The sequence below is a fragment of the Magnetococcales bacterium genome, from assembly GCA_015228815.1.
In the GTDB taxonomy this organism is placed as follows: domain Bacteria; phylum Pseudomonadota; class Magnetococcia; order Magnetococcales; family UBA8363; genus UBA8363.
Genome location: JADGCV010000023.1, coordinates 46,764 through 68,004, shown reverse-complemented (window position 1 = coordinate 68,004; position 21,241 = coordinate 46,764). Strand labels below are relative to the sequence as shown.

At 58.1% G+C, this 21,241-nt stretch carries 17 protein-coding genes; 6 read left to right on the top strand and 11 right to left on the bottom strand.

Annotated elements, in window-relative coordinates:
• Positions 1-255: 255 nt before the first annotated feature.
• The 6 genes from aroB to pilM are packed head-to-tail and all read right to left on the bottom strand — an operon-like array spanning position 256 to position 6,663.
• The gene (aroB, locus tag HQL76_10970; GenBank protein ID MBF0109687.1) at positions 256-1,362 is read right to left on the bottom strand and encodes a 3-dehydroquinate synthase; all 1,107 of its coding nucleotides are present in this window, start codon (positions 1,360-1,362) and stop codon (positions 256-258) included.
• Positions 1,359-3,773: a type IV pilus secretin PilQ gene (pilQ, locus tag HQL76_10965; GenBank protein ID MBF0109686.1), complete on the bottom strand. Its 2,415-nt coding sequence runs from the start codon at positions 3,771-3,773 to the stop codon at positions 1,359-1,361. Before pilQ ends, aroB begins: the two co-directional genes overlap by 4 nt.
• Positions 3,770-4,303: a pilus assembly protein PilP gene (locus HQL76_10960; protein MBF0109685.1), complete on the bottom strand. Its 534-nt coding sequence runs from the start codon at positions 4,301-4,303 to the stop codon at positions 3,770-3,772. The genes pilQ and HQL76_10960 overlap by 4 nt, the downstream gene beginning before the upstream one ends.
• Positions 4,304-4,316: 13 nt before the next feature.
• On the bottom strand, positions 4,317-4,922 hold the full coding sequence (gene pilO / locus HQL76_10955) for a type 4a pilus biogenesis protein PilO (protein ID MBF0109684.1): 606 nt from the start codon (positions 4,920-4,922) through the stop codon (positions 4,317-4,319).
• Complete coding sequence (locus HQL76_10950; GenBank protein ID MBF0109683.1) at positions 4,922-5,554, bottom strand: PilN domain-containing protein; 633 nt, start codon at positions 5,552-5,554, stop codon at positions 4,922-4,924. Before HQL76_10950 ends, pilO begins: the two co-directional genes overlap by 1 nt.
• Entirely contained in the window at positions 5,551-6,663 is a 1,113-nt protein-coding gene (gene pilM, locus HQL76_10945) for a type IV pilus assembly protein PilM (GenBank protein MBF0109682.1), read from the bottom strand. Before pilM ends, HQL76_10950 begins: the two co-directional genes overlap by 4 nt.
• A gap of 225 nt (positions 6,664-6,888) precedes the next feature.
• On the opposite strand from pilM, the gene HQL76_10940 reads away from it, so the two are divergent.
• Positions 6,889-9,423 carry a PBP1A family penicillin-binding protein gene (locus HQL76_10940; GenBank protein MBF0109681.1) on the top strand — a complete coding sequence of 845 codons (2,535 nt, stop codon included), beginning with the start codon at positions 6,889-6,891 and terminating at the stop codon, positions 9,421-9,423.
• Positions 9,424-9,474: 51 nt separating this feature from the next.
• Positions 9,475-10,200 carry a 1-acyl-sn-glycerol-3-phosphate acyltransferase gene (locus HQL76_10935; GenBank protein MBF0109680.1) on the top strand — a complete coding sequence of 242 codons (726 nt, stop codon included), beginning with the start codon at positions 9,475-9,477 and terminating at the stop codon, positions 10,198-10,200.
• Between the two features lie 38 nt (positions 10,201-10,238).
• On the opposite strand, the gene rsmA is transcribed toward HQL76_10935, so the two are convergent.
• Entirely contained in the window at positions 10,239-11,117 is an 879-nt protein-coding gene (rsmA, locus tag HQL76_10930; protein ID MBF0109679.1) for a 16S rRNA (adenine(1518)-N(6)/adenine(1519)-N(6))-dimethyltransferase RsmA, read from the bottom strand.
• Between rsmA and HQL76_10925 the strand changes: the two genes are divergently transcribed.
• Together HQL76_10925 and HQL76_10920 are read left to right on the top strand one after the other, a co-directional pair.
• On the top strand, positions 11,109-11,375 hold the full coding sequence (locus HQL76_10925; protein MBF0109678.1) for a hypothetical protein: 267 nt from the start codon (positions 11,109-11,111) through the stop codon (positions 11,373-11,375). The two genes, rsmA and HQL76_10925, sit on opposite strands and share 9 nt — an antisense overlap.
• Positions 11,376-11,694: 319 nt before the next feature.
• Entirely contained in the window at positions 11,695-11,880 is a 186-nt protein-coding gene (locus HQL76_10920; protein ID MBF0109677.1) for a hypothetical protein, read from the top strand.
• Between the two features lie 162 nt (positions 11,881-12,042).
• On the opposite strand, the gene HQL76_10915 is transcribed toward HQL76_10920, so the two are convergent.
• A complete protein-coding gene (locus HQL76_10915; protein ID MBF0109676.1) occupies positions 12,043-12,993 on the bottom strand; it encodes a chemotaxis protein CheV in 951 nt (316 codons plus the stop codon).
• 615 nt (positions 12,994-13,608) lie between these two features.
• Between HQL76_10915 and thiS the strand changes: the two genes are divergently transcribed.
• The gene (gene thiS, locus HQL76_10910; GenBank protein MBF0109675.1) at positions 13,609-14,589 is read left to right on the top strand and encodes a sulfur carrier protein ThiS; all 981 of its coding nucleotides are present in this window, start codon (positions 13,609-13,611) and stop codon (positions 14,587-14,589) included.
• 50 nt (positions 14,590-14,639) lie between these two features.
• The gene (locus HQL76_10905) at positions 14,640-15,227 is read left to right on the top strand and encodes a hypothetical protein (protein MBF0109674.1); all 588 of its coding nucleotides are present in this window, start codon (positions 14,640-14,642) and stop codon (positions 15,225-15,227) included.
• Between the two features lie 115 nt (positions 15,228-15,342).
• Here the strand turns inward: HQL76_10905 and HQL76_10900 are convergent, their stop codons facing one another.
• Genes HQL76_10900 through HQL76_10890 form a run of 3 tightly spaced genes read right to left on the bottom strand, consistent with a single transcriptional unit; the run spans position 15,343 to position 21,010 of the window.
• Positions 15,343-16,320 (bottom strand): TAXI family TRAP transporter solute-binding subunit, encoded by a 978-nt coding sequence (locus HQL76_10900; GenBank protein ID MBF0109673.1) that lies wholly within the window; start codon positions 16,318-16,320, stop codon positions 15,343-15,345.
• On the bottom strand, positions 16,317-20,195 hold the full coding sequence (locus HQL76_10895) for a CHAT domain-containing protein (protein ID MBF0109672.1): 3,879 nt from the start codon (positions 20,193-20,195) through the stop codon (positions 16,317-16,319). Before HQL76_10895 ends, HQL76_10900 begins: the two co-directional genes overlap by 4 nt.
• Positions 20,192-21,010 (bottom strand): c-type cytochrome, encoded by an 819-nt coding sequence (locus HQL76_10890; protein ID MBF0109671.1) that lies wholly within the window; start codon positions 21,008-21,010, stop codon positions 20,192-20,194. Before HQL76_10890 ends, HQL76_10895 begins: the two co-directional genes overlap by 4 nt.
• Between the last annotated feature and the right edge of the window lie 231 nt (positions 21,011-21,241).

Sequence of the window (21,241 nt, the reverse complement as noted above, 5' to 3'; positions counted from 1 at the left end):
CGCCGGTTCCCTCACCCCTGCCCCTCTCCCAGAGGGAGAGGGGAAAAAATCCAGGGGGGTCTGAACGGTTACGACTCGATACCATCGACAGTATACCACAACCCAATCCGGATTCGAAAAAAATTCTGTAATTGCCCAGGTACCTTCCAGATTTAATTATTGAAAGAAAAAAGATGTCTGGGGGATTGCCCCCAGGGTGTTGATTTTGATTTTGTTCCTATCGGGTGGGGAAGGGGGGCGCATGGGGTGTGACCATCAATCTTGACCGCGACTTCCGACATGGTCGCGCAGAAGTTCGTCGAGGAGATCCCCGGGGACATCCGCCGTGACGACGGCCTGGCCGATTTTCTGGAGCAATACGAACCGTGGCCGGCCATCCCGCACCTTCTTGTCCCGTGAGAAGGAATCACGAAAGGCAGTGACGGTGAATGGCGGGGGGGCGATGGGGAGACCGGCCAGGCCCATGAGTGACACGGCCCCTTGCCAATCCGCGTCGGTAATCCATCCCAGGCGCCGTGACAGGTCCGCCGCCATCACCATGCCCATGGCGACCGCTTCGCCATGGAGGAACTGTCCGTATCCTGTCAGGGATTCGATGGCGTGTCCGAAGGTGTGACCGAAATTGAGTATGGCGCGAATGCCGCTTTCATGCTCGTCGGCGCCGACGATTTGCGCCTTGATGGCGCAACAGGTGCGGACCACCTCCTTCAGAACCTCGCCATCGAGGGCGAGGATGGCCCCGAGGTTTTGTTCCAGAAAATGAAAAAAGGATTCATCCCAAATCAGGCCGTACTTGATCACCTCCGCCATTCCCGCCACGAATTCCCGTCGCGGCAGGGTGGTCAACGTTGCCAGATCGCAGGTGACCAGGCGTGGTTGATGAAAAGCGCCGATCATGTTCTTGCCCAGGGGATGGTTGATGCCCGTCTTGCCGCCGACACTCGAATCGACCTGCGCCAACAGGGTGGTGGGAATCTGGACGAAGGAGACGCCGCGCAGAAACGTCGCCGCGGCGAATCCGGTCATGTCGCCGATCACTCCCCCTCCCAGGGCGACCAGAAAGGCCGATCGTTCCAGCCGATGCCGGAGAAGGTGATCGAAGATCCGTTGCATGGTTTCGAAGTTCTTGTGGACCTCCCCATCGGGCAACACGATGGGCACGACCGTGAAGCCGGCCTGCTCCAGCGAGGTTTGGACCCGATGCAGATAGAGTGGCGCCACGGTATCGTTGGTAATGATGGCTGCCTGTCCGCCCAGGCGCAGCGCGCGCAGACGCGCTCCGACCGTGTCGAGCAGGCCGGGGCCGAAATCGATGGGATAGGACCGTGTTCCCAGGTCCAGGAGCAGGGTTTCGTGGATCATGAGGCCCCCGATGGCACGATGCGTGGTGTGATGAAGATCAGAAGTTCACTTTGCGACGTGGCGTCGCTCTTGTTCTTGAACAGAATGTCGCCGAGGAAGGGAATCTTGTTCAGACCAGGAACGGCGGTGCTGTCATTGGTTTGGTTCTTGGTGAAGATTCCCCCGAGAACGATGGTTTCGTTGTTGCGCACCAGGGCCTGGGTGCTCACCTCCTTGGTGTTGATGGGGGGGGGCGAGCCGCCGGAGCCGATGGAATTGTTGGTGACCGATACCTTGAGGGCGATGAAGCCGTTGGGGGTGACGTGGGGGGTGACGCTGAGCTTGAGCGAGGCCTCGACGAATTGGACGGTGGTGCCGCCGCTCTCCGATTCGGAATTGTAGGGGACGTTTTCCCCCTGGGTGATGCTCGCCTGCTGATTGTCCATGGTCAGGACCCGGGGCGAGGAGATGGTCTTGGCCTTGCCGGTCGCCTCCAGGGCCGACAGCTCGATGTCAAGGTCCATGAGCGGCGACAGGGTTCCCAGATTCAGGTTGAGAGTCCCCGATGCGCCGGGGATGCCGACATCGACCATGGTGGCGGTGGAAATTTGCGTGTTGTCGCCGACATCGGGGACATAGGAGGCGCTCCAGCGGATGCCCAGGTCGTTCTTCAGGGAACGGTTGATTTCCACGACCCGGGCCTCGATGAGCACCTGGGCCGTGGGTTTGTCGAGTTTGGCGACAAGGTCGCGGATGATGGCGATGTTGCGGGCAATGTCCTTGATGATCAGGGTACTGGTGCGCGCATCGATGGAAATGGCCCCTCCGGGGGAGAGAATACGGGTCCCCTGTTGTTCGTTGTTGACCCCCTCCTTCAGGAGACTGGCGAGGTCCTGGGCGTTGGCGAAGCTGACGGGGATCAGTTCGGTGATGAAGGGTTCGAGTTGTTCCTGGCTGGCGATGGTCTTGCGCCGGGCTTCGGCTGTGGCCTGGATTTCCGCCATCGGGGCGATGCGGATGACGTTGCCCTGGACCTCCTTGTCCAACCCCTTGGCGGCGAGGATCAGGTCCAGGGCCTGATCCCAGGGGACATCGACCAGTCTCATGGACAGGGTGCCGCTGACGCTGTCGGCGACGATGATGTTGAGTTTGCTGACCTCGGCGATGAGCTTCAAGGCGTTGTGAATGTTGATGTCCTTGAAGTCCATCGAAATCTTCTTTCCGGTATGGACCGGTTCGTTCTTCTTGTCGCCGGTGGCGACTTCCCTGACGGGGTGGACCCGGACCAGGATTTCCCGGGGGGTTTCCACGATCTCGTGCCGGGCGCCGGAATCGGAAAGACGGATCACGAACTGCACGGCATCGTGCGAAAAATAGGTGTCGATGGTGCGGATCGGGCTGGCGAACGCGGTGACATCCATCCTGCGGACAAGGTGCGGCGGCAACAGAAGATGGGTCAGGGTCAGACGCAGCTCGCTTGCGGCCCGGGCCGCTTTCAGGCCGGTTTCGCGTGTGGTGGTGGCGATGCGTACAACAGCCATCGCGCCGTCACGTTCGAACAGGACATCCTCGATCCGTCCTGGCAGCGACGCAGGGGCGGTAGCGGTCGCCGGATCGGGACGGGTCAGGACCAGGGTCGGCAGTCCCTGGCGCGTGATCAGTTCATGACGGACCTCGGGCGATTTCAGGGTCACCACAAGCCGTGCCTTGCCAGCGCCCGCCACGAGGGTTGCCGTGGCGACTTCGGGCGAATCGACCTTCTCGGTCCTGTCCGCGTCTGGACCGGTGAATCCCGTCAAATCCATGACCAGTCGCGGCGGATCGTGGAGTCGATGGACCCGTGGCAGCGGTCCGGGACCGGTTCCCCGAAGCCCCACGGTCGTGCGCATCGGTTCGACGGCGACCTCCAGGTCGTGGATTTCGGGGGGGTGGGGGAGGGCGGCGGTTGGTGATGGAATGGTCAGATGGAGGCGGTTGCCGTCGTCGATCACATCGTGGGACTGGGGGCTTGCGAGCCGCACTTCGATGTGTACCGCGCCGGTGTCGCTCTGGATGGCGGTCAGATCGTCGATGGTCCCGGAACGGATGGTCACGGGTTGCACCGCGGGCGAAAGGCGGGCATTGGCAATCCGTAACAACAGCCGCGGCGGATCGGACAGGTTGAACACCTGGTAACGCAACGGGCGATCGCCATGGATGATGAATTGATGTCCCTGGGGTCCGGGAAGCGATTCGATCCGTTGGATCGTGGCCGCGTCGGTCGTGGCAGGGGTGGGCGCGGTGGAAACGGGAGGGGGGTGGGCGCCGTAGGTGGTGGATCCGATTTGCTCCAGGGCCACGGCGGATGACCCGACCAGGACCATCCCGAGGAACAAAAGCGTCAAAGCGGCAAGGATACCGCTCTGGCCACCTGCCGATCGTGGCAGTTTCATGGCGCGACCTCTCTGGAAAGTTTGAGGGTGACGGTGCGCGTCGGTTGCGGGGCGGTCTTGTCGTTGACCTGTTCTTCGAGAATCAGCATTCCGTCCTTGATCTCCTTGATACGCCCTTCCCTGGCGCCCAGATGGTGTCCCACCGCCACCAGGTGACCGACCCCCATCGGATCTTCGACCATGGCCACGGGCGGTTCCCCTTCGATTTGAAAGATGGTGGCGACCAGCTTGAGGCTGTCCAGCTCGAAGGATTCGAGAAATTCCTTCGTCCGTTTTGGTTTTTCCGGAATGACCGCGCCCTGGGGGCGTTCTTCGGCCTCTTGGACGTCGGGGGGGGCCTGGAACGGGTCCTTGCGGTTGTAGGGGGTGTAGGTCCACAAGGGGGGCGGGGTGATGGCGGCTTCGTTCTTTTCCGCGCCGGAAGTTTTCGACCCGTTGGCGGGCACGGCCTGTTCTCCCATGACGGTCGGGATTGCCGTGAACGACAGCAGCCACAAGACGACGGGGAGCGCCGTGGACAAACGGTTCATGAGGGGACGTTCCCTATTTCTTGTCCGTGGGTGATTTGAAACCGGCGTCATGGGTATCCAGAAAACGATAGGTGGTCAAACGGGAGGTCGTCGTGATCAGCCCGGCCTTGGTGGTGCTGGGGGTCATGGTCACATGGGTGAAGGTGGCGATCCGGTTCATCCGGGTCACCTTGTCCATGAACACGACCGTGGACTGAAAACTTCCCGATACATGAACATCGACCGGAACTTCGGCATAAATATCGACGGAGAGTTCCTGCTTGGGGGCAAACAGGACAAATTCGAGCCCCTGTTCATGCCCCGCCTGCGAAATGGTGGCGAGCAGGGCGGGAATCTCCTGTTTCGAGGGAAGATCGCGGGCGGCCTTGGCTTCGAGTTTCTTGAGTTCTTCCAGTTCCTTGCGCAGTTTCGGCAGGCTTGCGAGCATGGCTCTTTTGCCGTTGATCTTTTCTTCCTGTTCATGGATCCTGGCGTTGACCTTGTCGATCTGGTCCAAGACATCCTGAAGATACAGGTACCCGTATCCTCCCGACAGGAGTGCGATGACCCCCAGGACGATGGCCGCTTTTTTCTTTGCCGGCAGGCGCAACAGGCCGATGGGGTCGAAGCCGAGATCCATCAGCGTTTCCCCGGAGCCGGATCTTTTTGGTGTCTCCCCGTACCCGATACCAGCCCGCCATGGCCGGGTTCGGGTTCCTCCTTCTTCTGTTCGAGGGGGGCGTAGCTGGCTTCGAGGCTGAAGGCCTTGACCTTGTCCTTGGTGGCGTTGAGCGATACCTGTCCCAGGCGGACGTTGTCGATGAAGGGGGAGGCATTGAGGCGTTCCATGAAACCGGCGACGACGGCGTTGGACTGGGCCATGCCGTTGAGCTTCAGGGTCCGGTCCTGCATCTGGATCCCCTTGAGCCAGCTTTTTTCGGGCAGGGCGGTGATGACCTCGTCGATGATGCGCACCGGAAGATTGCGGCTTTGTTTCAGTTCCTCGATGAGCTTCAGTTTGTTTTCGATGAATTTCTTCAGTTCGCGAATATTTTTCACCTCGCCCAGTTTTTTGTCGAGGTCGGCGATGATGGCCTCGTTGTCGCGTGCTTGTGCCTCGCGTGCTTCAAGGTGACCGGTAAACTGGAGATGGATCAAAAACAGGATGGCGATGGTCGCGACGAAGGTGCCACCCCAGGAGGCGATGATCCGGTTGGCCTTGGCGAGTCGTCGTGCCTGGCGATACGGAAGCAGATTGATGGTCGCAATCACGGCGACAGACCCCGCAAGGCCAGACCCAGGGCGACGGCAAAGCCGACCGGATGCTCCATTCGCGGACCGCGGGGACCGCGATCCTTCTTGAGTTTGCCCGCGGGATCGAAAATCGCCACCGGGAGGCCCAACGTTTGTGACAGCCGTTGTTCGATTCCGGCGATCACCGTCGCTCCTCCCGACAGCAGGAGGATGCCGGCTGTTTCCTTGTGGGGACGGGAGGCCTGAAAAAAATCGAGGGATTGCCGGATTTGGCCGGCGAGTTTGGTTTCGAAGGGGAGGATCAGGTTGTCCCAGGCCTCGTGCAGCGCCGATGCGGGAGCGGCGGAGTCGGGATTTTTCAGGGACTGGTGCAATTCGTCCATCGTCCAACCTGTCTGCTCTGTCAGTTCGTTCATCAGGGACCGGGCGCCAAAGGACAGATCCCGGGTATAGTCGATCTTGCCATCGACCAGGATGACGGTATTGAGATGTTGGCCCCCGATGTTGGCCAGGGCGACGATGTCGGCGGCGGAATGTTCCGCGCCGCCGCGGGAGCCTGTGGTCGATGCTCCGGGTTTTAATGCACTTTTCGCGCCAGCTTTCGGTTTTCTTGTCAGGGAAAAGAAGGGTTTTCTTTCTTTTCTTTTTCCGACGGGGTCCTCATGGAAAGCGGCATGGGCATTGGCGATGCAGAGGCAGTCGAGGTCGAGAAACACGGGATCGAGACCGGCGAGTCGGCATAATTCGAGTTTGTCGTTGACAAAATCTTTTTTGCAGGCGGTCAGGAGGACGGCCATTCGTTCCTCGGCGTCGCCCAGGATCTGGAAATCGAGGAAGACTTCGTCGATGTCGAATGGGATGTATTCTTCCGCTTCGAGGGTGATCTGGTCTTCGAGGTCCATTTCGCTCATGCGATCGACGATGATTTTTTTGCTGATGATCGAGGGGCCGCCGACGGAAAGGGCGATCCTGGGGGTGGTGAATCGCCCTTCCTTGTGGAAGTTTCCGATGAAATCGACCGCTTCGTCCGATTTTTTTATTTTTCCGTCGGCGAGCATGAATGGCGGGAGGGGGGCCTGATGACAACGCAGAAGGCGCCAGTGGCGTCCATGGGGACGGACTTCCATGGCCCGAATCACCGATGTCCCTATATCCAGGCCGACAATGGGTTTATATTTTGGGCCGAAAAGGGGCATGTGGAGCGATCCGTCGGGTGGTGGTTTGAATTACGATAACTCTGATTTATAATGGAGATTGCCAATCTCCATCAAGCCTTTTCGTCGTCCTTTCTCTTGCTTTCCGGGTCCAGGATGGTTGTCAGAACGCGAAATCCAGCACAGTCCAATCGAAGAATGGCAATCCCCAGGCCATCGCGGCAATCTCCGGAGACACCACCCGAAAAACCGAAGGGCCGAGGCTGTCTGTCCCGTATCCTGGGGATGTTGTTGTTTTTATTCGTCGTCGGCGGCGTGGCGCTGTTGATGGTATTGCGGCATCACATGCGGGGGCTTCCTTCGCTCGACGAGCTGACCGACTATCAACCGAGTCTGGTGACGCGCATTTTTGCCCGGGACTATCAGTTGTTGGGGGAGTTTTACATCCAGAGGCGGCAGTTCGTGCCGATGAAGGATGTGCCGCCGATGTTGGTAAACTCTTTTCTGGCAGTGGAGGACAATCGGTTCTACGAGCATTACGGGATCGATCCGGTGGGCATTGCGCGCGCGGCGGTGGCCAATCTGGTGGCGGGGCGGGTGACGCAGGGGGCCTCGACGATCACGCAGCAGGTGGCCCGGACGTTCCTTCTGAGTTCGATCCGGACATTGGACCGCAAGATCAAGGAGATCATCCTGTCGGTGAGCATCGAAAGAAAGTTCACCAAGGAGGAGATTCTGGAGTTGTACGTCAATCAGATTTATCTGGGGGCGGGGGCTTATGGGGTGGCGGCGGCGTCGCGTATTTATTTCGACAAGGACGTGTCGGAGTTGAACATTGGCCAGATGGCGTTGCTGGCGGGGTTGCCCAAGGCGCCGAGCCGGTACAGTCCATGGCGGTTTCCGGAGCGGGCGCGGCAGCGGCAGAAGCTGGTCCTGGGGCGGATGGTCGAGGTCGGATTGATCACCACGGAGCAGGCGGATCTGTGGTCGGAACGTGATTTCGGGTTGGCGCGACCGGAGAAGCCTTTGGAGCAGGTCGCTCCGCATTATCTGGAACATGTGCGGCGGACGATTCAGAACGAGTGGGGGAACGGGCAATTGTACCGCGGGGGGCTGGATGTCTACACCGCGTTGGATCCCAATCTGCAACGGACCGCCTACAAGGCGTTGCTTGACGGATTGGCGGCCTATGACCGGCGCCATGGTTACCGCGGGCCGATCGAGCGACTGGAACGGACCGATCCCGAGTCGCTGTCGGCCTGGTTGGCGCAACACAAGGGGGAACAGCGCAGTGTCAACGGCTACATCAAGGGGCTGGTGACGTCATTGGGCAAACAAAATTCCGGGGCGACGGTGGTCCTGGTGGAGGAGGGGCGAAAAATTCTTCTGACCCTGGAGGGGGTGCAGTGGGCGCGCAAAATGGAGGGTGAAAAGAAAACCCTTGGTCCGGTGATCGCCAAGGTCGAGGAGGTGCTGGCGGTTGGCGATGTCGTCTGGGTGGAGCGCGATGAAAAGGGGCAGATCTGGAAGCTGGCCCAGGAACCCCAGGCGGAAGGGGCGATCGTGGTGATGGATCCGCATACGGGGCAATTGTTGGCGATGGTCGGGGGGCGGGATTTCGGCAAGAGCGAGTTCAACCGTGCCACCCAGAGCCGGCGTCAGCCGGGATCGGCCTTCAAACCGTTCCTCTATGCCGCGGCCCTGGATCGGGGCTACAGTCCGACGACGCGGATCGACGACAGTCCCATGCCGATGGCCTATGTCGATCCCGAGACGGGGACGCTCAAGGAATGGCGGCCAGAAAACTATGAGCATAAATTCTATGGACCAACCACCTTGCGCAGTGCCCTGGTCCATTCGCGCAACCTGGTGACGATCCGGCTGGTCAAGCGGATCGGGCTGTCCAAGGTCATTCCGTTGTTGCGCCGTTTTGGTTTGGACATCCCTCCCGAGCGGCGTGATTTGACCATTTCCCTGGGGTCCTATGGATTCACTCCGTTGCAGATGGTGACTGGATATGCCGCTTTTGCCAATGGTGGCAAGTTGGTCGAGCCGGTGTATATCGCACGCATTCAGGATCGTTATGGGCGGACGGTGCATCGTCATCGTGGGGGGGATTGTCTGTTGTGTCATCAGGAGCCCAAGACTGTCGTCGTGAATCCCAAGGAACAGCAGGGTCAGAAGCCGCCGACGCTTTTTGGCAAGAGGGTTTTGGATCCGCCGACTGCCTATCAGATCACGAGTCTGTTGAAAGGGGTGATCAGCCATGGGACGGCGCGCAAGGCGATGCAGTTGGGGCGTCCGCTGGCGGGCAAGACCGGAACCACCAACGATCTTCGCGATGCCTGGTTCATTGGTTTCAGTCCGGCGCTTGTGGCGGGGGTATGGGTTGGTTTTGACGACTATGGCGTTCTGGGGAATGCGGAGACGGGGTCGATGGCGGCGCTTCCGATCTGGATGGATTTCATGCGCGAGGCGTTGAAGGAACAGCCCCTGACCGATTTTACCGTCCCCAGGGGGATTCAGTTGGAACCGATCAATGCCGAGACGGGTGAGTTTGCCCATCCTGACAGCAAGGGGATGGTGATGGAGGCGTTCAAACCCGGTCAACTGCCGATTCGTTCCGATTCCAGGGATTCCTCCGAGGAGTCGGGCGACAGTGGCGGTGGAGGTGGCGGCGGAGGTGGCGGTGGTGGTTCTCCGGCGCCTGCGATTGGGGATGGCCTTTATTGAACCGCAACCATCACGGCAGATTTTCTTTCAACAAGATCATGTGGGGCGGGGATGACCGACATCAGAAGCATTTTGGGATCGGGAATGTTTTTCCTTGTATTGATGGTGGGGGTGGTCTTTTTCACGTTCTGGCTCATGGTGGTCTGGCCGTTTTCCCGATTGGCATACCGTCGCGAGGTTGCCCGCAAATGGGCTGGTTTCAATCGATGGATGCTGAGGATCACCTGTGGACTTTCGGACCGTGTCACGGGGTTGGAACGCCTTCCCCCACCGCCCTATCTTCTGTTTGTCAAACATCAGTCGGCATGGGAGACGTTGACGTTGCATGCCTTGTTTCCCCCGTTTGTTCTCGTTCTGAAGAAAAGCCTGATGTTCATTCCTTTTTTTGGTTGGTCGCTGCGGGCCACGGAACAGATTGCCATCGACCGGGATCAGGGGGTGCGGGCGATGCATCTCTTGGAAGAACGGGGCGTGGAGGAATTCCGGCGCGGGGTGTCGGTTGTGGTGTTTCCCGAGGGGACCCGGACGGCGCCTGGGGCAGTGGGAAAATACAATGGCGGGGGGATCGCTCTGGCGCTCAGGGGGGGGGTTCCGATCGTTCCCGTGGCGCACAACGCGGGACGGTTTTGGGGACGCAGGGCGTTTCTGAAAAAACCGGGGGTGATCGATGTCCGGATCGGATACCCCATCCAAACGGCCGGCTGTGACCGGAAAGATCGCAAACGCCTGTTGGAAATGGCTCGCGATCAGGTGGAAACGATGATGGAATCATTGTAGGTGATTGTTCCGGTCCCCCCTGGAAAATCCCGTATCGCTCAAGGCCCGGTCCCGCCCTCTTTGTCTTGTCCATGCGTGGCATACGTATTGGTCAGCTGGGCAAATTCGGCGACCGAAAGGGTTTCGGCACGGCGGGAGGGGTCGATCCCCGCCACCGTCAGCCATTTTTTTGTCTCCGGGTGCATGGGATGCAGGGCGTTGGCAAGGGTTTTACGGCGTTGATTGAAGGCTGTGCGGACAACCCGGCGAAACAACGCCTCGTCCACGACCGGCGCGAGGGGCTGGTCGCGCCGTTTAAAGTGAACAACGCTCGATTGAACCTTGGGCGCGGGAAAAAATGCCCCCGGTCCGATGTCGAACAATCGATCCGCCACCATCCATTGCCCCGTCTGCACCGCCAACGATCCATAATTCCCGCTTCCGGGACAGGCGGTGATGCGCTGGGCGACCTCCTTTTGAAACATCAACGTCATGGACTCGATTGCCTGCCGGTGGTCCAGAAGATGGATGAGAAGAGGGGAGCTGATGTTGTACGGAAGATTGCCGACAATCTTCATCGCCCCCCCCAGGCGCGTTCCCAACTCCGAAAAGTCGAACTCAAGGACATCCGCCTGTTCCACCACCAAGGGAAACGTTTCCCCAAGCCGAAGTCGCAGTGCGGGAAGGAGACGGTGGTCGCGTTCGATGACACACAAACGCCCAACAGCTTGCGACAAGGGAAGCGTCAGACTTCCAAGTCCCGGACCGATTTCGACGACCCGGTCCTGGGAACGCAGATGGGCACAACGGACGATTTTCTCGGCAATGTTTTCATCCACCAGGAAATTTTGCCCCATTTCCCTGCGTGGCGTCAGGCCCAGGTGGCGGATCAGGGCGGGAAGCGTCAGGGCAGTCGGCAGGGGTTCTTCATGGTTCATCCTACTTCTCCCGTGGTTGATACATCCAGGGCCACCGTGATCCAGATGGTGATGGAGAACATTTTATATCGTAATTGTCAAGGATATTTTTCAAACGGAATCATGGAAAAAATGGAGAAATCGATGAAACGATTCTCCTTCGGTTTGATACTCACTGCACAATTGCCGGGTGATTCATGGTGTTCTTGTGTCGCGGTTACATCGTTAGCGTTCGATAATAAAGAAAGAGAAAAAAATCCCGGTCGCAAGAAAATTTGAAACCTTTTCGCCCAGGAACGGTACTCAAGAGTCAAAGAGGGGGCTGAAGAGGGGAACGGATTCAGAAGGAACCTGTAATAAAACACTTGAAAAGAGGATGGGATCGGTAGTAGGATCGGCGGCTTGAAGTATGAGAATGACAGAATGAAACTGGGTGCCGGGTATTATAGTCCGATCGTGTAATTGTCGCTTTTTTTATAAGGAATGTATCTACGGAGTTTATTTTTTTGGCTTTTTCCTGAAGGAGATTCCATGCAGCGCCTTCAGGACGAGTGGTGCATCAAGAAGTGACAATCAACTTTGACTGAGGAGTTTTACCATGAAGAAATTGATCCCCGTTTTTGTCGCCATGTTTGTCGGTGTTGGTTTCAGCGGCCTGGCTTCCGCTGCGGATGCGGCTGATCCGGTGCATGCTGCTTGCGTCAAGCAGGCCGAAGAGCAGAAGCTGGCCGGCGACAAAGCCAAAGCCTTCATCGACGAGTGCGTCAAGAAGGGTGGCAAGTAAGCCATGACCCATCAGGGGATCTTCGTGATCCCCTGACGCTGTACCGATGTCTCCGTCGGCCCGACAGAACTGGCGCCATTCGAAACGTTATTGAAGGTTTCGGACCGGGCCAGAGGGTGACGGAGACATTTTTTTTTCGATTGAATCAGCCGCCCGCTTTCTTCAGGAAGCGGGCTGGCCATGGTTTTCCGCATTGGCCAGTTGTTCGAGGATGACCGACATGATCTTGTCGGGTTGAAACTTGGGGATGAAATCGTTGGCACCCATTTTCCTGGCCTTGTCGCTGTTGGACTTGTTGCTCAAGGAACTGTGCAGCACCAGATAGATGTGGGCGAGCTTCGGGTTTTGCTTGACTTTGCGGGTGAAGGTGAAGCCATCCATGATCGGCATTTCGATGTCGGAGATGACCAGATTGTAGGGACAATGCCCGTGGCCATCGCGGACCGATTGTTCCAGGAGTTCGTAGGCCCGTTCTGCGTTTTCGACGATGGTATGCTTGATTCCGAGCTGATCGAGGGCGGAGGCGAGCAGGGTCCGGGCGGCTCTGGAGTCGTCGGCGGCCAGGATGTGGTGTTCCTTGTGGACGATGGTTTTTCCCTGGGCGACCACCGCTGCCGAGACATGATCGTCGATGCCGATAATGTTGGCCAGGATCATTTCGACATCGAGAATCTGGATGGGAACCCCCTGATGGTAGGTGATGGCGGTCAGAAAACTGCCTTCGAAGATGGTTCCCTGTGGCGCGATGATGTCGGTCCAGCTTTTGTTGATCAATCGGTCGGGGCGGGAGATGAGAAACCCCTGGGTCGAAACGCTGTATTCGCAGACAAGAATATAGGAAACCCCTTGCGACAGGTCGGTGGGGGGCAGGCCGAGGGCGATCGACAGATCGATGACGGTGATGGGGTGCCCGCGAAAATCGATGGTGCCGATCACTCCGGGACCCGAGTCGGGCATGACGGTGATGTTTTTCGGGGTTTCGAGAATTTCGATGATCTTGAAGACGTTCAGTCCGTACAGCTGGCCATCGGTCAAAAAGAAGGTCAGCATTTCCATTTCATTGCTGAATGCCAGATTGGTTCGCTGGTTCACCTCCGACATCAAATCATCCATGTGTGGATCTCCGTTAAGGCCCTCCGATCACGCTTCATCAGTCACGAGGCTATGCCATATTTCCATTGAATTGTCAAGATTTCCCTACAGTCGCATCAGCCAAAGGGCCAGGGTGCAGGAGATGCCGGAGAGGGCGATTGCGCTGACATCATGAAACGTGTACTTGCCTTCGTGACGCACGACGCCGATGGCCATGACCAGAGGATTGACAGATCCTTGTGCGGCATTCTTTCTTCATTGCTGTTACAGTATATCGCGCTTATTTAATTATCAGCAATATATTTTTGTGATGAGACGTTGAGAATTGAGTGGCGTTTCAATGGAATATGTATGATAATATATTTTATTGTAAATAAAATATATTAGATGGCGGATGATTGTGAAAAAATGTGTAAATTTTACATATCGATAATGTTTTCATATACCATGGATTGTCTTCTGAATCCTGCTTGGTTTGTCAATTGTCTGTTTCTTCAATAATGGCATATCATCAATTTCTTTCCAGGGGGATACCACGTGGAAATTCCTTGTCCTCAAGTCTGAATTGGCTAGAATGGCGTTCTGGTGACGATGGCCACCGTGGGCGGTGGCGTGAGACAGGGAGTGAAGGGAATCATGAAGATCATTCTCAATGGCGAATCGACCGAGCTGGCCGAGCCTACGACCATCGCCGGGCTTTTGGCTCGTCTGGGGTTTGAACCGGGGCGGGTGGCGGTGGAACGCAATCTTGAAGTGGCCCGGAGGGAGCGTTTTGCCGAGATTTTTTTGACGGATGGCGATCGGGTGGAGGTGGTTCATTTTATCGGTGGTGGTCAGGAGGAAGTGGCCGATCCTCTGGTGGTGGCGGGGCGTTCTTTTGGCAGTCGGCTTTTGGTGGGGACGGGAAAATACAAGGATTTCGACGAGACCAGGGCGGCAATCGAGGCTTCGGGGGCCGAGATCGTCACGGTCGCGGTGCGGCGGGTCAATGTCAGCGATCCCAAGGCGCCCATGTTGACCGACTATCTGGATCCCAAAAAATACACCTATCTGCCCAACACGGCTGGTTGTTTCACCGCCGAGGATGCGGTGCGGACTCTTCGTCTGGCGCGGGAGGCGGGTGGGTGGGATCTGGTGAAGCTGGAGGTCCTTTCCGATCCCAAATACCTGTGGCCCAACAATCCCGAGACACTCAAGGCTGCCGAGGTGTTGATTCGCGACGGCTTCAAGGTCATGGTGTACACGACCGACGACCCTTATTTGTGTCAGGTATTCGAACAGATGGGTTGTGTTGCGGTCATGCCTCTGGCTGCGCCGATCGGTTCCGGATTGGGAGTCCGCAATCCCTATACCATTCGCATCATCATCGAGCAGGCCAAGGTTCCGGTGTTGGTGGACGCGGGGGTGGGGACTGCTTCCGATGCGGCCTTGGCGATGGAGTTGGGGTGTGACGGGGTTCTCATGAATACTGCCATTGCCGGGGCAAGGGATCCGGTACGGATGGCGCGGGCGATGCGACGCGCTGTCCAGGCGGGGCGTGACGCCTATTTGTCGGGAAGAATTCCCAGAAAACTCTATGCCACTGCTTCGAGTCCTCTGGATGGAACTTTTTTCTGAAAACGGTGTGGTGGGGTTGGGCGGAAGGGACCCACTTCGGATTCTTCCACATGATTCCTTCTGAATTGCAAGGTGTTTTTGTGTTTCGTCCTTCGTCCAAACCCCGATGGGATTGTCGCTGGCCCGATCCGGTGGCGCTCAAGGTGGCCTCGGATCGTCTTCTCGCGGGTCGTCCGATCGATGATCCGACTCTGAACCGTCGCCTGGGGGTGACGGTTCGGATGGAATCTCCTGGAGATGGGGATGATCCGGTCCATGCCATTCTTGTGACTCCTTGGGCAGTGGAACGGGTTTTTTGGCATCTCAATCAGCCAGGATCCATCCCGCCGGTGCGTTATGCGGCGGAATTGGATTTGGACACTGAAGGGCGGATTGCCGCGGGGCAGGGGGTGATTCTGGAGACACGGGAGCGGACCTATCCGGTGGTCATCGCCTGGGAGCCTGAAACGGGGCATCATTTTATCCAGACCTTGTTGCATCAGGTGTTGGAATTTCGTTCGGTCGATGAGGCGATTGGCGAGGCGTTGGGGGTTCATCATCTGGCTCGGGACAGGCGATCACTTACGGATCAGTTGCAAAGAAAGGTTTCCCGCAGGGGGATGTTTCGTCTTTCTTCCCTGTTGAAAACCGACAGGTAACTGTCCAGAGACCCTTCCTCCGGTTCCCCCCGGTTCGGGATTATTGAAAGAAAAAAGGGGTCTGGGGGCTAATCCCCCAGACCCCTTTTTTCTTTCAATAATTTTGAATTGGTTTTCAGGGATCCACCAAGCCTTTCATTCCTCGATGGTGGGGGATGGGAAAGCGCAGGCGCAGAGTTTTTCTGTCGATGGGGGCAAAGGCGGAGTGCCGTTGCCGGAAATCGTCAATGTTGCGCAACAGAAACTCCGCAAAGAGACCAACGAGTTTCGGAGAAACTTCCGCATGGGTCAGGAGCAGCGCGTCGGTGCCAAAGGTCGGAACGTCGCGGATGATCCCAGGATAGGTTTTTCCTTCGATCACCATCTTGCGCACGGAGGGATGGTTTTTGATCAACCCATCGATGCAGGGATCATTCAAGGGGACGAGGTCGATGGAGGATTGCTTTCCCATCGGACCGATCACCCGGGCCGGATGTCCGCCCATCACGAAAAAGGCATCGATCCGCCCCTCATGCAAGGCCCCGGGCATTGCCGCCAGGTCTTCGCGTCTGATTTCCAAAAGGTCGCTCGGCCAGACCTGACAGGCCACCATCAGGTCCAGCACCCATTGTTCGATTTCCGACCCGGCAGGACCAATGTTGACCCTCTTTTCGAAGATGTCCTTCAACTGGCCGATCGCCGCATCCTTGCGTCCGACCAGGACGACCGCCTCGGGATGGAGGCGGAAGACAAGCCTGAGTCCCTCCACCTTGCCATTGAAAGGGGCGGCCCCCGTCCAGGCGCGAAGGGCATCCCGGCTGGAGACGATGGCAAAATGGACTTTGCCGTGGCGTAACAGGTCGATGGCGTCGGTGGCATCGACGGCAGCCAGGGAACGGCAGGAAAAATCTTCTTCGCTGGCGGTCAGACGGCATAAGGCGTTCGCCGCAACCCGCATCAGAGGAGCATTGGTCGCGCTCGCGACGACCAGTCGCTCCCGCGCCTGGGGTTCACTCATGGCACACCATGTCCCCATGACCATCAACCACAGCGCGATCCACTGGATCACAAGGGGTTTTCCCTGTTTCCGACACGAGGCGATGCGGTTCATCATCCCATTCCTACCATGAAGAAGGCAGACCAGATGTAGGGATTGCTCCATTCGGATGAATCAAGAAGTTCGATCTGGGATTCCCGCAAAGCGTCATGGGCCGGGATCCCCTTCATCAACTTGCCATAGAACAGGGTCATCAACGCCTGGGTTCCCGCGTCGCTGACCTCCCACAGGGAATTGATCACCGTCTGGACCCCGGCTTCGGTAAAGGCACGGCGCAAACCGTAGACCCCCTCTCCTTCATGAATTTCCCCAAGTCCGGTCTCGCACGCCGACAACACCGCCACCCGAGTCCCCCCCAGATTGAGCCCCAGAACCTCCATGGCAGTCAGGACACCATCGTTGTCGGTATCGATTTCTCCAAGGAAAGGAGCGCTTTGATTGATCCCCGCGAAGGCTAAACCGGCCCGCAACAAGGGATTGTCACCCGGAGGAGGAATGTTGGTTTCGGCCCCCCGCTGCATCTTGAGCAACCGCTTCTTCAAGGTTGTATCGGGTTTCAGGAAAAATCCATGGGTGGCGATATGCACGATTTCAGGTGATGCGGCGATCTCACGCAAAACCATCTCCATGGCCACCTGTTTTTTGAAAAAACGGCTTCCCCAGGATTCGCGATGCCCGATGGTCTGCATGATGACCTTTCCTTCCTTTTCGGCACCGGGAAGGGGATCGAACTTGAGCCCGCGCATGCCGGTGGAGGCGCCGCGCATGGCATCGGGCAATTCACTCGAACGGCGCTTCTTGTCGAGAACCTCCAGATTTTCCTCCAGAACGTCCTCCCTGGCATCGTAATCGGGACCCGCCACGATGAAGATCGGACCCTTGGCCCGCGGGGTCTCCCTGGGGACAAGATCGCGGCTCGAAGGGAGAATGTACAAATCCACCGCCTTCAGGAGAAATTCCTCCTCTTCGTTGACCAGGGCGTTGAACGGGGCAATGTTGAGCAGGCCATCGGGAACGATGAACACCTTTTCCAGGGAACCCGCCACATGGGCAATGGGCCCCCACAACTGGCGGTACAGCTTCTGGCCGACCTGTTTGACCTCGTCCTCTTCCAATTCCTCGCTTTGGATGCTCTCGCGGAATTCGGCGATCAGGGTTTTGATGCCGTCGAAATCATCGTAGGTGATCAGTTGGAAGTGGGGGGTATCCTCGTCCATCCGCAGGGTCGCCGCCAGAAGCATCTGTTTGTCATCGGTGTGGTAGACGATGAAATCGACCAGAAGGCTCTGATCCGGCAGATGAGCGACAAGGTCATCGATCCCGACGGGGGCGACGCTCTGACGATATTTTTGACTCGCTCGTCCCAATTCACCTTCGAGGCGTTCAATTTTTTCTTCAAGGGCATTGAGATAGGAAAGATGGCGCGTTCCCGTTTGCGGCGTAGGTCCCGAAAGGGTCAGGGCGGTGAATTTCTTGCGCAGATTTTTCAACCGTTGTCCCAGGGGCGCCAGTTGTGGGTCCTGGCCAAGGGTGGCGATCTGTTGAACCTCCGAGGAAATCTTCAACAGCAATCCTTTGCGTTCCAGGCTGATGTCAAGGGCCATCCGGGCGATCTCCTCATCCGTCCCCGGCATGCGCGCCAACAGCGCGATGAAGGAATCAAGCTCGGGACGGTGCAGGCGAATGTATCCCTCGCGGGCATTCGCCCCGGCAACCCAGAGAACCCGTTCAAGAAAACGGTTGCGCCGGACAAATCCTTCCTTGCGTACCGAAAAGGCCCCCTTCATGTCGTTGCCCTGTTCGAACGCCTCCGCCAGGGCATTGCGGGTTTCGAAGGTATAGGGATGTTCCGGCCCCAGGGTTGTTTCATTCAGTTCAAGGGTGCGGGCGAGAAGGTCCCGGCCCTCGGAGGTCTTTCCCTGGGCCAGAAAGGTCCGGCCCAGATCGAGCATGGTGCGTTGCGTATCGGGATGTCGATCGCCCAGAACCGAACGGCGCAGGCCGAGCGCTTTTTCGAACAGGGAAAGGGCTTCCTGGGGCTTTTGTTGTCCCAGGATGGACCGGGCCAGATTGTTCAATGCCTTGAGGGTTTTTTGATGTTCCTCGCCCAGGGAGACGCTCCAGGAGGTGTAGACCTCGTCGAATACTTCCCGCGCCTTGGTAAAATGCCCCCGCAACATGTGCAGATAGCCAAGATTGTTGAGAAAGGCCACGGTATCGGGATGACCGTCGCCCCGGGTCTTCCGGGCGATGGCGATGGCCTGTTCATAAAGAGGTTGGGCCTTGTCGAAGGTGCCCTGGCTTTCGTACAACAGGGCAAGATTGTTCAGATTGGCCAGCGTGCTCGGGTGTTCGGCGCCAAAAACCTCGCTGGAAAGGTTGTAGACCATGCGAAACAAGGGTTCGGCGGTTTCGTAAAGCCCCTCTTCTTCCAGAGTCAGCGAAAAATCGTTGGCCGCGACCAGGGTGTTGGGATGTCGTGGTCCGAGCAGGCGGCGAAAGCGTTCATAGGCATCGAGGAACATTTTTTCCGCCTGGACCAGTTCTCCCTTGCGGCGCAACAGTCCCGCCAGGTCGCTCTGGGTGGCGATGGTGTTGGGATGGTTTTCTCCAAGGGTTTTCTTTTCGAGGGCCAACACTTCACGGTAGCGATCCTCCGCCGGCCCGAAGCGGCCCATGTCTTCGTCCAGACGGGCCATGGCGCCAAGCATCTGGGATCGAACCGTATCGCCCGGCGCATCCTTGGAAAGAGGCAGGGCCAGCAGGGACGCGAGGATTTTTTCCGCCTCGTCGAACCGCGCCTGGAGGCGGAGGCTTTCGGCCAATCCGGTTTGAATCTCGATTCGTTTGGGATCGGTGTCCGGACCGGACAGACGACTCGCATCCCGGGCGCGGAGAAAGTGGCGTTCCGCCTCTTTCATGTCTCCCTGGCCCATGGCGGCCTCGGCATGCCTGCGGTGACAATCGAAAACAAGGGGATGCCATTCCCCGTGACTGGCGGCATACCGCGAACAGACAGGCGAAAGAATGGCGACCGCTTCGGCGAATCGTCCCTGTCCGATCAGAAAGGAAGCCCATCGGACCTCCGCCCCCAGGGTCAGCGGGTGATCCTGGCCAAGGGCTGTGGTCTGGGTGTGTCGTATGTGTTCCAGAATTTTTTCCGCCGTCTCTCCGTTGCCGCGCAGGTGTTCGAAATCGGCAATCTGTTGTTGGACGGCAAGGGTTTCGGGATGTTCTTCCCCCAAGGATTTCCGGGCCGATTCGAGAAGTTGCCGATAGATGGCCCCGGCCTGTTCGCCCTGATCCATTTCGGTATGCAACGCCGCCATTTCACGCAGGCTGTTGATGGTGGCCAGATGATCGGGACCGAATTGGGTCGAGGCGGTTTTCATCGCTTCCCTGGCCAGGGGCAGTGCCTGGTCGGGTGTTCCCGCGGCGCGCAGGGTGGCGACCTGTTCCATGAGCGCGCTCCACACGGCGACCGCGGTCTGGATTTCGGGCGTGTCCGGGAGGGATTCCGCCGCCGCCAGTCGGCTTTCGACCCATTCCGGAAGGGATTCCTCCAGGAGTTTGGCGAGTTGCTCGTGAAACAGGGCCAGTGTCGCGCGATCCTCCGCCTGGACCGCGGTCTCGATGCCCTTTCTGAAAAGATCCAACGCGCCGGCGTGATCGCCCGCCATCATGGCGAGGGTGCCGGCATTGCGGATATAATCAAGATTGTCGGGGCGCAGGGCATGGGCGGCGAGAAAATGGCCCAGGGCCGTGGCAATCTCCTTCTGGTCCCATGCCACCTGTCCCTTGTCCGCTTCGCTTTGTGCCGTCTGGTCGAGCGGGTCAGAGGCGCCGGCGACCGTCTCCGCCGCGGTCAGACACAAGACCAATCCCATCAGGAGGCCAGCCAGCCAACGGCCTGGAAAAAGGGGGGGCCTCATAGCAGATCATCTTTTCGCGGATCATCCCCGGGAGTGGAAACAGGGGAAGGGGGTGGGGTGGACGGAGCCGATCCCTTGAGTTTGGCCGCATTGGGGACCTGTCGCGATACAAAGTCCATGACCGCGGCAATATCGCGTTGGCTGTAGCCTTGAATCTGTTCCACCATCATCGGGTGGGCATTGCGGCGGCGTCCATCGCGAATCCATTGGTACTGCCGCACCATGTATTCGTAGTGCTGGCCCTGGATCAGAGGATAATACTGTTCGGCCTTGCCCTCGCCATTGGCGCCATGACAGATCGCGCAATCCCTGTCATGAATGCGCCGACCGAGTTCCAGCTCGGTGCCGGGGCCTTTGCCGGTATCCAGGGTCATCGGCATCGTTTCGATGTAGGCGGCGACATCCGCCATGTTCTGAACCCCGCCGATTTCGCTGGGAAGGGCAAAGCGGTACATGGTGGGATTGTCGCGGTTCTTGGCCCGGATGTCGGCCAGTTGTTTGATGGTGACCTCGCGCAACTGCCCGGCGATTTGTGGATATTCCCCGTTGATCGAACCCTGACCGTGGGGGAGGTGACATTTGTTGGAACAGGATTCAAGATAGACCCGCAGACCGTTCGCGACATTTCCGACCAGATGCAAGGCCGCCTCGCGTTCGCCACGGGATTGGTTTTTCCAGCTTTCGACAAGGCTTTTGGACGGGGCGGGAACGGTCAGGAAACGGCGAAAAGGGGTGGCGGGGGGGTCCGATTCGGCATGAATGGGTAAAAACGGCCAGAAACATGCCAGCAGGGTCACGGTACGGATTGGGATCATGGATCACGGTGCATTCGGAGGGTGACGTTGTTCCTGGTATGGAAGAATACTGAAAAACGTGGCGCGATGATACCCTTGTCGTCAACGAAACGGGTGGAAATAATGATGAAATCCCGGACTGTGACATGATACTATGATCCGGTGGGCGTCGGTCGGGATGTCCTTTGTCGTTTCTGTTTTCCGGATTCTCGGGTTCTTCAATTCATTCGTCAACGGTCGGCCATGATCGGG

Bases quoted from the DNA above. Each gene is read 5' to 3' on its own strand.
- aroB (MBF0109687.1), bottom strand. From the start codon at position 1,362: ATGATCCACGAAACCCTGCTCCTGGACCTGGGAACACGGTCCTATCCC.
- pilQ (MBF0109686.1), bottom strand. From the start codon at position 3,773: ATGAAACTGCCACGATCGGCAGGTGGCCAGAGCGGTATCCTTGCCGCT.
- HQL76_10960 (MBF0109685.1), bottom strand. From the start codon at position 4,303: ATGAACCGTTTGTCCACGGCGCTCCCCGTCGTCTTGTGGCTGCTGTCG.
- pilO (MBF0109684.1), bottom strand. From the start codon at position 4,922: ATGGATCTCGGCTTCGACCCCATCGGCCTGTTGCGCCTGCCGGCAAAG.
- pilM (MBF0109682.1), bottom strand. From the start codon at position 6,663: ATGGAAGTCCGTCCCCATGGACGCCACTGGCGCCTTCTGCGTTGTCAT.
- HQL76_10940 (MBF0109681.1), top strand. From the start codon at position 6,889: ATGGCAATCCCCAGGCCATCGCGGCAATCTCCGGAGACACCACCCGAA.
- HQL76_10935 (MBF0109680.1), top strand. From the start codon at position 9,475: ATGACCGACATCAGAAGCATTTTGGGATCGGGAATGTTTTTCCTTGTA.
- HQL76_10925 (MBF0109678.1), top strand. From the start codon at position 11,109: ATGGTTCATCCTACTTCTCCCGTGGTTGATACATCCAGGGCCACCGTG.
- rsmA (MBF0109679.1), bottom strand. From the start codon at position 11,117: ATGAACCATGAAGAACCCCTGCCGACTGCCCTGACGCTTCCCGCCCTG.
- HQL76_10920 (MBF0109677.1), top strand. From the start codon at position 11,695: ATGAAGAAATTGATCCCCGTTTTTGTCGCCATGTTTGTCGGTGTTGGT.
- HQL76_10915 (MBF0109676.1), bottom strand. From the start codon at position 12,993: ATGGATGATTTGATGTCGGAGGTGAACCAGCGAACCAATCTGGCATTC.
- thiS (MBF0109675.1), top strand. From the start codon at position 13,609: ATGAAGATCATTCTCAATGGCGAATCGACCGAGCTGGCCGAGCCTACG.
- HQL76_10905 (MBF0109674.1), top strand. From the start codon at position 14,640: ATGATTCCTTCTGAATTGCAAGGTGTTTTTGTGTTTCGTCCTTCGTCC.
- HQL76_10900 (MBF0109673.1), bottom strand. From the start codon at position 16,320: ATGATGAACCGCATCGCCTCGTGTCGGAAACAGGGAAAACCCCTTGTG.
- HQL76_10895 (MBF0109672.1), bottom strand. From the start codon at position 20,195: ATGAGGCCCCCCCTTTTTCCAGGCCGTTGGCTGGCTGGCCTCCTGATG.
- HQL76_10890 (MBF0109671.1), bottom strand. From the start codon at position 21,010: ATGATCCCAATCCGTACCGTGACCCTGCTGGCATGTTTCTGGCCGTTT.